The organism is Herbaspirillum sp. NPDC087042 (assembly GCF_044745245.1).
Classification (GTDB): Bacteria; Pseudomonadota; Gammaproteobacteria; order Burkholderiales; family Burkholderiaceae_D; genus Herbaspirillum.
The window spans coordinates 309231-321229 of sequence record NZ_JBIUZW010000003.1; the positions used below are offsets into that span (position 1 = coordinate 309231).

Genomic DNA, 11999 nt, shown 5'->3' on the forward strand with positions numbered 1-11999 from the left:
CTTCCCCAGCCGACGCTCTGTGGCGACTGGTCAAGGGAAGATCGATAAATTACACAACTGTGTATTACACGACTGTGTAATATTAGGCAGGAGGCTGGCAGGTGTCAATCGGGATTTGCAGTCTTGCTGGTGTGGCCGCGGCGTGCCGTAAAATGACACGACTGTGTTAATGCACCGCCGATGACCAAGATGAAGACATCCACCTCTGCTCGCGCCACCGACAACGAAACCGGCAAGCCCAACCGCAAGGAAGACATCCTGCTCAGCGCCGAAAGGCTCTTTGCCATGCGCAGCTACGACGCGGTATCGATTCGCGACATTGCCGATGAAGCCGGCGTGCCGTCGCGCCTGGTCGGTTACTACTACGGGAAGAAAGAGGATTTGTTCGACGCCATCTTCGTGCATCGACAAGACAACATCGCCGAGCGCCGACGTCGCATTCAGGATGCCGATCTGCAGGGGCCGCCCGAGCAGGCCCTGCGAGAAATCGTCAACGCCTGGTGCGGCCCGGTCATCACCATGCGCGACAAGCCTGAAGGCGAGCACTTCCTGGTGCTGGTGGCGCGCTCGGTCTGGGAGCAGTCCGAGGTCGCCATCGAGACCATCAAACGGCACTACGATGCCCTGGCTGAAGACTTCATCGCGGCCCTGGCGATCATCTATCCCGACCGTCCCCGTACCTGGCATTGCTGGGCTTACCAATGGTCGCTGGGGGCCTTGCTGATGCATATTGCCGACCGCCGGGTGGAACGACTTTCGCGCGGCGCGGCCCAACCCGGTGACCCGAGCGCCCTGCCACGACTGGTCTCGTTCCTGTGCGCCGGCATCCACGCCATGGCACAGGAACCGGCGGCGTAGACCCGCAAGACTTGCCGGACAGCCCCTGCTGAACAGCGCCTGCGGCAGGCGTCACCGGACTTGCAGATAATGGCCCATGCCGCTTGACTTAGAGCGCACTCCAACTTCTAGACTGCCTGCCATGACGACCTCCATGACCATTGCCCAGGCGGCGACTGCCACCGGCCTGTCGGTGCATACGCTGCGCTACTACGAACGCATCGGCTTGCTCGATGCTATCGAACGGCGTGACAACAGCCACCGGCGCTATACCCAGGAAGACCTGAACTGGATCGCCTTCCTGCAAAAGCTCAAGGCCACCGGCCTGCCGGTGCGGGCCATGCTGCGCTACGCCGAACTGCGCCGGCTGGGCAACACCATGGAGAGCGTCACCGAGCGCAAAGCCATCCTGCAAGCGCATACGCTTTGCGTCCAACACACCCTGGCCGAGCTGCACAGCAACCTGCAGGTGCTGCAGCACAAGATCGCGCTGTACGACGAACTTGAGCAGCAAGCCTGCACACCACTGGTGGGTTCGCCCCTGCCTGCGGTCACGGCCAGCGTCAACTGAAGAAAGGATTGCACCATGACTGAACGCCTCACTTCCCGCCTGCAACCGGAGTCGCCCGTGGGCACGCGCCGCCTGGGTGCCAATGGCCCGCTGGTCTCGGCCATCGGCCTGGGCTGCATGGGCATGAGCGATTTCTACGCCCATCGTGATGACCAGGAGTCGCTCTCCACCATCGACCGCGCCCTGGAGCTGGGCATCAACCTGCTCGACACGGCCGACATGTACGGCCCCTACACCAACGAGGAGCTGGTGGGCCGCGCCCTCCGGGGACGCCGCGACAAATTCTTCATCGCCACCAAGTTCGGCTTCCGGCGCGATCCGGCCAATCCGGCCGCGCGCGGCATCGACGGCAGCCCGGCCTATATCCGCCAGGCCATCGAGGGCAGCCTCAAGCGCCTGGGCGTGGAGACCATCGATCTCTACTACCAGCACCGCATCGATCCCAATACCCCCATCGAGGCCAGCATGGGGGTGCTGGCCGACCTGGTGAAGGCCGGCAAGATCCGTTACATCGGTTTGTCGGAAGCGTCGGCGGCCACGCTGGAACGTGCCCACCGGGTGCATCCGGTGACGGCGCTGCAAAGCGAATATTCGCTGTGGACGCGTGACCCGGAAGGTGATGTCCTGGCGACCTGCCGCCAGCTGGGGATTGGTTTCGTGGCCTATAGCCCGCTGGGACGGGGCTTCCTGACCGGTGCCATCAGCCGCTTCGAGGATCTGGCCGAGGATGACTTCCGCCGCACCAATCCGCGCTTCCAGGGCGAGAACTTCGCCCGCAACCTGGCATTGGTGGAAAAGGTGCAGGAACTGGCCCGAGGCCACGGCTGCACACCCAGCCAGCTGGCGCTGGCCTGGGTGATGGCGCAGGATCCGCACATCGTGCCGATTCCGGGCACCAAGCGCCGCCGCTACCTGGAAGAAAACGCCGGCGCCTTCGCCGTCAGGCTGTCAGCGCAGGACCTGCTGGCACTGGATGCCGTCTTCCCACGGGGCGCTGCCGCTGGCGAACGGTATACCGAAGCCAGCATGAAGATGCTCAACGGTTAGGCCTGCTCGGCCGCTTAGGCCGGTTCTGCCTCGCTGCCGTGGGCCGAGGGATGCTCGGCCAGCGGCACGAAGGTATTGGTGGTCGCGTCCAGCGCCAGGATGGAGCCGGACTCGATGTCGTAGACCCAGCCGTGCAGCGCCAGACGGCCCTGCGCCAGTGCCACCGCCACCGAGGGATGGGTGCGGATGTTGTTCAACTGGGCGATCACGTTCTCGCGCACCATGCCATCGATACGCTCTTTCTCGGTGGCGTGGTTGCGCGATTCGTTGATCATCCGTGCCGCATCGGTGTGGTGCAGCCAGTTGCGCACGGCCGGCATGTGGTCCAGGCAGGCACAGGTGGCCACCGCCGTCATCGCGCCGCAATCGGAGTGGCCGCAGATGACGATGTCCGACACCTTCAACTGTGCCACGGCGTACTCCACGGTAGCGCTCACGCCACCCGGCTCGGGGCCGAAAGAGGGCACGATGTTGCCGGCATTGCGGATGACGAACAGGTCGCCCGGTTCGCGCTGGGTGACCAGCTCGGGCACCATGCGGCTATCCGAGCAGGAAATGAACAGGGCCTTGGGCGTCTGTCCGGTCGCCAGGGTCTTGAAGAGCTCTTTTCGGGCTGGGAATACATCCTGCTGGAAACGCAGGAAGCCGTTGATGATATCGCGCATGATCGGTTCTTTGCCTTGATGAATATTCCGGAAAACCCGCATTATGACCCGGAATGCAGAGAACCGCAGTGAACATGCTCTTGCCTGCGTAACAACAAATCACTTGATCTGAGTGATATTTTGTTAAAAAACCTAAATTCTTCTAAAGACTCTCTTACCTTCCCCTGATAAACTTGCCGGCTCGAAACATCGCCGGGCACAAGACCTGGTCGTTTCGCGCTTGCTCGCGGCTGCCGCCCGGCGGCCGATTCATGAACATATCGGGGAACAACTTATGATCAGTAGGATAGTCACGACCGTGGCCGGGGTGGCCATGGTAACGATGCTTGGCGGCTGCGCCACGGAAAGCTCGCGCAGCCTGCCGGTGGCGCAGGTCGCCAGCGCCAACCAGGTCTACCAGGGGGCACGCAGCCCGATCTCGGTCGGCAAGTTCGACAACCGCTCCAGCTATCTGCGCGGCCTGTTCTCCGACGGCGTCGACCGCCTGGGCGGCCAAGCCAAGACCATCCTGATCACCCACCTGCAGCAAAGCAACCGTTTCAGCGTGATGGACCGTGACAACCTGGCCGAACTGGCCCAGGAAGCCCAGCTCAACAAGCAGACACAGAAACTGAAGGGCGCCAACTTCGTGGTCACCGGCGACGTGACCGAATTCGGCCGCAAGGAAGTGGGCGACCGCCAGCTCTTCGGCATCCTGGGCCGTGGCAAGTCGCAGATCGCCTACGCCAAGGTGAACCTGAACATCGTGGACGTGAACACCTCCCAGGTCGTCTACTCGACCCAGGGCGCGGGTGAATACAGCCTGGACAACCGCGAGATCATCGGCTTCGGCGGCACCGCCAGCTATGACTCCACCCTCAACGGCAAGGTCCTGGACCTGGCCATCCGCGAGGCGGTCGACAAGCTCGTGACCGGAATCGACTCCGGCGCCTGGAAACCCTGAGTCCCGACCACGCACACGACACGACCACTATGAAAAGACATCTTGCAATCGGCTTCACCGCCGGCCTGGCGCTCGTCCTCTCGGGTTGCGCCAACCACCAGCAGAAATCCCTGTACGGCTGGGGCAATTACCAGGACCAGGTCTACGACCACTTCAAGACCGACGGCAACGGCAACGAGCAGCAGATCGCCGCGCTGGAAGAAAACCTGCAGAAGATCCGCTCCCGCGGCGAGGCCGTGCCGCCGGGCTACCACGCCCACCTCGGCATGCTCTACGCCGCCATCGGCAAGGAAGACCAGTTGATCCAGGAGCTGCAGACCGAAAAATCGCTCTTCCCCGAATCGACACCGTACATGGATTTCCTGATGCGCAACTACAAGAAGGGAGTCACCAAATGATGACCGGAAAATTCAAGGCGGCTGCCGCCCTGCTGCTGGCCCTGCTGGCCAGCGGTTGCGCCACCCAGAAAAAACCCTATGACTACGCCGAGTTCAAGGCAGCCCGTCCGGCCTCGATCCTGGTGCTGCCGCCGGTGAACAGTTCCTCGGAAGTGATCGCGCCCTACGGCATGCTGTCGCAGGCCACGCTGCCCCTGGCCGAGTCGGGCTACTACGTGATCCCGGTGTCGCTGGCGGCCGAGACCTTCAAGCAGAACGGCCTGGACAACGCTCCGGACATCCACGAGCTGCCCGTGCAGAAGCTGCGCCAGATCTTCGGTGCCGATGCCGCGCTGTACATCAACGTCACCAACTACGGCACCGCCTACCAGGTGGTCAAGAGCGAGACGGTGGTGTCGGCGGACGCCAAGCTGATCGACCTGCGCTCGGGAAAGATGCTGTGGCAGGGTTCGGCGACCGCCTCCAGCGCCGAGCAGCAGCAGAACTCCAGCGGCGGCCTGATCGGGATCCTGGTCTCGGCGGTGGTCAACCAGATCATCAGCACCAGCACCGATGCCAGCTACAAGATGGCCGGACTGACCAGCGCGCGCCTGTTGCGCGCGGGCGGCCAGAATGGCCTGTTGTATGGTCCGCGTTCACCGAAATACCAGAAGGACTGATCCCCTCGGGGACCAATGAAAACCGCCGCTGCGCATCTCGTGCCAGCGGCGTTTTTGCTTCCGGCTCAGGCGCCTGCGAGCTGGTATTTCTTGATCTTGTCGTAGAGCGTCTTCCTGGGGATGCCCAGCCGTTCAGCTGCTGCCGCCACGCTACCCTCGCTCTCCTTGAGGGCAGCGGCAATCAGGCCGGCCTCGAAATTCTCCACCTGCTCCGGCAGGGGCGGCATGGCCGGCACGCCCGCCAGGCGGCCCGCCGTGGCGATCTGCTCCACCCCCAGCACCCAGCGGTCGGCGAAGTTGCGCAATTCACGTACATTGCCCGGCCAGTCACGCTGCTGCCATTGCTGCATCTGCGCCGTGCTCCACGGCGGCACCTCGCGTCGGTAGCGCACCGACGCGGCCTGGCAGAAATGCGCCAGCAGCAGAGGGATATCCTCGCTGCGCTGGTTCAGCGCCGGCAAGTCGATCGAGACCACGCCGATGCGGTAATACAGGTCTTCGCGGAACTGCCCTTCGCCAGCCAGCTTCAACAGGTCGGCCTTGCTGGCGGCCACTACGCGGCAATCGATGGCCACCGACTCGTTGCCGCCCAAGCGCTCCAGGCGGCGCTCCTGCAAGACCCGCAGCAACTTGACCTGCAGGGCCAGCGGCATGCTCTCGATCTCATCCAGGAACAAGGTACCGCCGTCGGCATATTCAAGCTTGCCGATGCGGCGCTTCTGCGCGCCGGTGAAGGCGCCGGCTTCATGTCCGAAGATCTCGCTCTCGAACACCGTCTCCGGCAAGGCGCCGCAGTTGAGCGCCACGAAGGGGCCCTTGCGTCCGCTGGCGGCATGCAGCTGGCGCGCCACCACTTCCTTGCCGGTGCCGGTCTGGCCGTTGATGAGCACGTCCACATCCGCCGGCCCGAGGCTGCGGATCAGGGTGCGCACGCGCTCGATGGCGCCCGACTGGCCCACCAGCGGCGGCAGTTCCGGGTGGTGCGCCCAGGCTTCGCGCAGGCGGCGATTCTCCAGCACCAGGCTGCGCTTTTCCTGGGCGCGCAGGGCGATGTCGAGCAGGTCGTCCGAGCTGAAGGGCTTTTCCACGAAATCATAGGCGCCAGCGCGCATGGCATCCACGGCCATGCCCACGTCGCCATGACCGGTCACCACGATCACCGGCAGGTCGGCATCGATACCCACCACCCGCTCCAGCACGTCCAGGCCCGACAAACCCGGCAGGCGCACGTCGGTCACCAGCACGCCGGAGAAGTCACGACCCAGCAGCGGCAAGGCTTCCTCGGCGCTGGCGCAGGCGGTCACGGCAAAGCCGCCCAGTTCCAGCGCCTGCGCGGTGGCCAGGCGCACCGCCTGTTCATCCTCGATCAGAATGGCGCTGCAGGCGCCGCTGTGCTTGTCCATCAGGTCTCCGTTTTGGTCAGCGGCAGGCGCACCACGAACTCGGCGCCACCGCCCTCATGATTATGGGCGCTCAACTGGCCGTTCATCGCTTGCACGATGGACGACGAGATCGCCAGTCCCAAGCCCAGCCCCTTGCTGGAGGACTTGGTGGTAAAGAAGGGTTCGAACAGATGCGGCGCCACCTCGTCGGCAATGCCGGCGCCGGAGTCGCGGATGCGCACCAGGGCTTGCTGGCGCGGCTGGTCCACTTCCAGCACCACGCAGACGCAGCGGGTCGGGGACTCTTCCACCGCATCCAGGGCATTGCGCAGCAGGTTGATCAAGACCTGTTCGGTGCGCACCACGTCGCCGGTGACATGGGCGGCTTCGCGGATATCGATGCGGATGCTCGCCCCCAGGTGTTGGAAATCACTGTTGAGCAGCAAGGCAGACGCCTCGATGGCCTGGCGCAGATCCACCGTCACCACCGCCTCGCCACTCTTGCGAGCGAAGCCCTTGAGCTGGGCAATGATCTTGCCCATGGTGGCGCTGGCGCTGCTGATGTGTTGCAGGTTCTCGGCCACCTGGGCAGTCTGGCCACGCGCCAGGAACTTCACCGAATTGTCGGCGAAGGCGCGGATGGCCGCCAGCGGCTGGTTCAGCTCATGCGTCACCCCGGCCGCCATCTGCCCCAGCATGGCCAGCTTGCCGGCCTGCACCAGCTCGTCCTGGGTGGTGCGCAGCAGGCTCTCGGTCTGCTGCAGCTTCTCGTACTTGGCGGCGATGGCCTGGTTGGCGGCGGTCAGCTCACCGGTGCGCAGGGCGATCTTCTGGTCCAGCTCCTCGGCCGCGCGGCGCAGCGCATCGCGCGACTCCAGGCGCTCCTGCACGCGGCGGCGATGCTGGTACCAGGCCAGCAGCGAAATGGCCAGCGCCACCATCGCCAGGGCCGCGGCCATGGTCGAGAGCATGGCCGTGCGCTGCATGCGCGCATGCGAAGGGAACAGCATCAGCTGCCAGCCCAGCCGCCCCACCGGGCGCGACACATGGGTGCCGAAACCGCGTTGCAAGGCCGCTGGCAGGGCCGAGACCGGCGTGATCGGCAAATCCGCATACTGGTGGGTGCCAGCCAGTTCCTGCTGCACCGGCACGCTCAGCGCCTGCAGGCTGTGATACTTCCACTCGGGCCGGTTGCTCAGGAACACCACGCCACCGGCATCGGTGAGGGTGATCGGGTCTTCGCTGCTGCGCCAGGTGTGTTCGAACTCGGCCAGGTCGACCTTGACCACCATCACGCCGATGGGCAGGTCGCCATCGGCCTGGTCCTGGCGACGGTAGATGGGCTGGGCGATGAAGTAGCCGGGTTCGCTGGAGACATTGCCGATGCCATAGAAGCGCCCCGCCCTGCCCTCGACCGCCTGGCGGAAATAGGGGCGGAAGCCGAAGTCGCGCCCGACGTAACTGAATTCCTCGTCCCAGTTGCTGGAGGCCAGCGTAAGGCCATGGCGATCAAGCATGAAGATGTTCACCGCCCGCGATTGCTGCTGGATGATCTTGAAGGCGCGATTGAGGCGATCCACCGCCAGCGCATCTTCCGGATGCTGCAGCACCTGCCGCACATCGGACTGGAAACCCAGCGCAAAGGGCAAGGCTTCGTACTTCTGCAGGATAGACTGCAGGTCCAGCGCGGCGATCTGCAATTGCACTGCGCCCTGGTTCTGCTGATCCACTTCGGCCTTGCGCAGCGCCAGGCGATAGGTGATCCCGCACACCAGCAGGGTGCTGGCGAGGAAGAGGATCAGCAATAGCAGGTTTCGTCTGGCTCTCATGCGGTGCAATGAAGTAAATGCAACGCGGCGCCCCGCAGGGCGCCGCGCTGTCAAACCATCATGATAACGCGGACAGGGCCTGTTCCGCGTCTGACCTGAACGATCAGGCTGGCTTGCGCTGCTTGCCGGCCTCGGCACCGGCTGCGCCATCCTCGTCGGGGTTCATGGCAACATCACCCTTGAGGTGGCCGTCACGTTGCGGATCGGGCATGCGCAGGCTGATGATCAGGGCCACCAGGCACAGCGCGCTGACATACCAGTAGAAAGCCGATTCCACGCCAGCTGCCTTCAGCGACAGCGCCACGAACTCGGCCGAACCACCGAAGAGCGCATTGCCGACCGCATACGACAGGCCCACGCCCAGGGCGCGCACTTCGGGCGGGAACATCTCGGCCTTGATCAGGCCGCTGATGGAGGTGTAGAAGCTGACGATGGTCAGGGCCAGGATGGCCAGGCCCATGGCCACGGCCGGGCTGCTCACGTCCTTCAAGAAGTGCAGGATCGGGAAGGTGCAGACCATGCCCAGGAAGGCGAAGCACAGCATGGAATTGCGGCGACCGATCTTGTCCGAGATGGCGCCGAAGACCGGTTGCAGGATCATGTAGACGAACAGCGCGCCGGTCATGACACCGTTGGCCACCTTGGGATCCATGCCGGCCGTGTTGACCAGGTACTTCTGCATGTAGGTGGTGAAGGTGTAGAACATCAGCGAACCGCCGGCGGTGAAGCCGACCACGTTCAGGAAGGCGCGCTTGTGCTGCAGCAAGCCCTTGAGGGTGCCGGCATCCTTCTTCTTGCGGGCGCCTTCGGACGAGGTCTCGGCCAGCGAGCTACGCAGGTACATCGCCACCAGCGCGCCCACCGCGCCCAGGACGAAGGGAATGCGCCAGCCCCAGGCCATCAGTTCAGCCTTGGTCAGCCACTGCTGCATGCCGAACAGCACCAGCACCGCCAGCAGCTGGCCGCCGATCAGGGTCACATACTGGAAGGAGGCGAAGAAGCCGCGACGGCCATCGGGCGCCACTTCACTCATATAGGTGGCCGAGGTACCGTACTCGCCGCCCACCGACAAGCCCTGGAACAGGCGCGCCAGCAACAGCAGGCCCGGCGCCCAGGCACCGATGGTGGCATAGGTCGGCAAGACGGCCACGGCCAGGGAGCCGCCGCACATCATCAGCACCGAGATCAGCATGGAGGTCTTGCGGCCGTGCTTGTCGGCGATGCGGCCGAACAGCCAGCCGCCGATGGGACGCATCAGGAAACCGGCGGCAAAGACGCCGGCGGTATTCAACAACTGGCTAGTCGGGTCACCCTTGGGGAAGAAGGCCGGTGCGAAATAGATCGCACAGAAGGAATAGACGTAGAAGTCGAACCATTCGACCAGGTTGCCCGAGGATGCGCCAAGGATGGCGAAGATACGCTTGCGATACTCCGCCGCGCTCAAGGTGGATTTTTTGTTCATGTGATCTCCTGTACTCCGGTGTGGGCCGCATCCTCCCGGCAGGTCGGGGCGGCGGGTCATCTTGCTTCTTCAGGAACATCGGCAACCTGGAGACGCCACGCTCACGCGTGCGCTTGATGCGGTGGGCATCGGGGGGAGTGTCTCCGTGTTTGCTTTTGTTTTGCCTTCACTATTGCAGGCTTCGTGCCAGCCGCAAAGGATCAGTAAACAATTTACAAGCCATTGATTATTAACGACTTTTCATTAAAACCCGAGGCATGACCCGCACCAGCCATGCGGATTCCCGGAATGCTGCGCAGCCGCATGTGCGGAAATCCAGCCAATCCAGATAAAAAAAACGGCGCATGTCTTGCGACATGCGCCGTCTTCACGGACTCAGATACCTTCCGATCAACGCTCCGACAGGGCATCCATGACGCACAGGGCGGTCATGTTGATGATGCGGCGCACGGTCGCCGACGGCGTCAGGATGTGGACCGGCTTGGCGCAACCCAGCAGGATGGGGCCAATTGCCACGCCATTGCCCGATGCGGTCTTGAGCAGGTTGTAGGCAATGTTGGCGGCATCGATGTTGGGCATGACCAGCAGGTTGGCATCACCCTTCAACGGCGAATCCGGGATCACTGCGTTGAGCAGCTTGGAATCGAGCGCGGTATCGCCGTGCATTTCGCCATCCACTTCCAGGTCCGGCGCAATCTCGCGCAGGATGCAGAGGGCTTCGCGCATCTTGCGGGCCGACTCGCTGTTGCTGGAACCGAAGTTCGAGTGCGACAGCAGCGCCGCACGCGGATGCAGGCCGAAGCGACGCATTTCCTCGGCGGCCAGCATGGTGATCTCGGCCAGCTCGCGGGCGTTGGGGTTTTCATTGACGTGGGTATCCACCATCACCAGCTGGCGATTGGGCAGGATCACCGCGTTCATGGCCGCATAGACATTGACGCCTTCGCGCTTGCCCAGCACCTGGTCGATGTAGTGCAGGTGCAGCTGGGTGGTGCCGTAGGTGCCGCAGATCATGCCGTCGGCATCGCCCTTGTGGATCGCCATGGAGCCGATCAGCGTATGACGGCGACGCATTTCCAGCTTGGCGTACTGCTCGGTGACACCCTTGCGGCGCGACATCTCCAGGAAGGTCTGCCAGTAGTCGCGATAGCGGTTGTCGAAGTTCGGGTTGATGACCTCGAAGTCGGTACCGGCGCGCAGGCGCAGGCCGAACTTCTGGATGCGCTGCTCCAGCACTTCCGGACGACCCACCAGGATGGGCTTGGCCAGGTTTTCATCGACGATCACCTGGACTGCGCGCAGCACGCGCTCTTCTTCGCCCTCGGCGTAGACGATGCGCTTCTTGGCCTCGGCGGCCTTCTTGGCGACCTGGAAGATCGGGCGCATGAAGGTACCGCTGTGGTAGACGAACTGCTCCAGCTTCTCGATGTAGGCGTCCATGTCCTGGATCGGACGGGCCGCCACGCCGGAGGCCACGGCAGCACGTGCCACGGCCGGGGCGATCTTGATCATCAGGCGCGGGTCGAAGGGCTTGGGAATGATGTATTCCGGGCCGAAGGACAGGTTGGTCACGCCATAGGTGGTGGCCACGATATCGGACTGCTCGGCCTGCGCCAGTTCGGCGATGGCGTGGACAGTGGCGATCTCCATCTCGCGGGTGATGGTGGTCGCGCCAGAATCCAGCGCACCACGGAAGATGTAGGGGAAGCACAGGACGTTGTTGACCTGGTTCGGATAGTCCGAACGGCCGGTAGCGATGATGGCATCGTCACGCACGGCCTTGACGTCTTCCGGCAGGATTTCCGGGGTCGGGTTGGCCAGGGCCAGCACCAGCGGACGGGCCGCCATCTGCTTGACCATCTCGGGCTTCAACACGCCAGCAGCGGACAGGCCCAGGAAGATATCGGCGTCCGGGATCACCTCGGCCAGGGTACGCGCCTCGGTATCGCGGGCGAAACGTTCCTTGTCCGGATCCATCAGTTCCTTGCGGCCCTTGTAGACCACGCCGGCCAGGTCGGTGACGTAGATGTTCTCGATCGGGAAGCCCAGGTCGACGATCAGGTCCAGGCAGGCCAGCGCAGCCGCGCCAGCGCCGGAGACCACCAGCTTGACGTTCTTGATGTCCACCGCTTCAACAAGTCGCAGCAGGATGCGCTTCTGCCCTACGCCGAGAGTGGCCTGGTGACCTTCATCGGCGCCACGACCG

At 63.8% G+C, this 11999-nt stretch carries 11 protein-coding genes; 6 read left to right on the top strand and 5 right to left on the bottom strand.

The genetic code is table 11. The features are described from left to right. Positions 1–189 precede the first annotated feature (189 nt). The 3 genes from ACIPHN_RS07090 to ACIPHN_RS07100 all read left to right on the top strand — a co-directional run bounded on the left by ACIPHN_RS07090 (position 190) and on the right by ACIPHN_RS07100 (position 2455). A complete protein-coding gene (locus tag ACIPHN_RS07090) occupies positions 190–858 on the top strand; it encodes a TetR/AcrR family transcriptional regulator (RefSeq protein ID WP_400434637.1) in 669 nt (222 codons plus the stop codon). A 121-nt stretch (positions 859–979) separates the two neighbouring features. Beyond that, positions 980–1408, top strand: a complete 429-nt coding sequence (locus tag ACIPHN_RS07095) for a MerR family transcriptional regulator (protein ID WP_400434639.1) — start codon at positions 980–982, stop codon at positions 1406–1408. A gap of 15 nt (positions 1409–1423) precedes the next feature. Then, positions 1424–2455 carry an aldo/keto reductase gene (locus ACIPHN_RS07100; protein WP_400434641.1) on the top strand — a complete coding sequence of 344 codons (1032 nt, stop codon included), beginning with the start codon at positions 1424–1426 and terminating at the stop codon, positions 2453–2455. 14 nt (positions 2456–2469) lie between these two features. On the opposite strand, the gene ACIPHN_RS07105 is transcribed toward ACIPHN_RS07100, so the two are convergent. Beyond that, entirely contained in the window at positions 2470–3120 is a 651-nt protein-coding gene (locus ACIPHN_RS07105; RefSeq protein WP_400434643.1) for a carbonic anhydrase, read from the bottom strand. Positions 3121–3394: 274 nt separating this feature from the next. On the opposite strand from ACIPHN_RS07105, the gene ACIPHN_RS07110 reads away from it, so the two are divergent. Genes ACIPHN_RS07110 through ACIPHN_RS07120 form a run of 3 tightly spaced genes read left to right on the top strand, consistent with a single transcriptional unit; the run spans position 3395 to position 5120 of the window. Then, a complete protein-coding gene (locus ACIPHN_RS07110; protein ID WP_400434645.1) occupies positions 3395–4063 on the top strand; it encodes a CsgG/HfaB family protein in 669 nt (222 codons plus the stop codon). Between the two features lie 29 nt (positions 4064–4092). Further along, entirely contained in the window at positions 4093–4461 is a 369-nt protein-coding gene (locus ACIPHN_RS07115; RefSeq protein WP_400434647.1) for a DUF4810 domain-containing protein, read from the top strand. Then, a complete protein-coding gene (locus tag ACIPHN_RS07120; RefSeq protein ID WP_400434649.1) occupies positions 4458–5120 on the top strand; it encodes a DUF799 domain-containing protein in 663 nt (220 codons plus the stop codon). Before ACIPHN_RS07115 ends, ACIPHN_RS07120 begins: the two co-directional genes overlap by 4 nt. A 65-nt stretch (positions 5121–5185) precedes the next feature. Here the strand turns inward: ACIPHN_RS07120 and ACIPHN_RS07125 are convergent, their stop codons facing one another. From ACIPHN_RS07125 to ACIPHN_RS07140, 4 genes are all read right to left on the bottom strand, one after another. Further along, entirely contained in the window at positions 5186–6523 is a 1338-nt protein-coding gene (locus ACIPHN_RS07125; RefSeq protein WP_400434651.1) for a sigma-54-dependent transcriptional regulator, read from the bottom strand. Continuing rightward, entirely contained in the window at positions 6523–8331 is a 1809-nt protein-coding gene (locus ACIPHN_RS07130) for an ATP-binding protein (protein ID WP_400434653.1), read from the bottom strand. Before ACIPHN_RS07130 ends, ACIPHN_RS07125 begins: the two co-directional genes overlap by 1 nt. Positions 8332–8434: 103 nt before the next feature. After that, positions 8435–9793 (bottom strand): MFS family transporter, encoded by a 1359-nt coding sequence (locus ACIPHN_RS07135; RefSeq protein ID WP_400434655.1) that lies wholly within the window; start codon positions 9791–9793, stop codon positions 8435–8437. Positions 9794–10183: 390 nt separating this feature from the next. Continuing rightward, the coding region (locus ACIPHN_RS07140) for a phosphate acyltransferase (protein WP_400434657.1) at positions 10184–11999 on the bottom strand (1816 nt) is incomplete at its 5' end.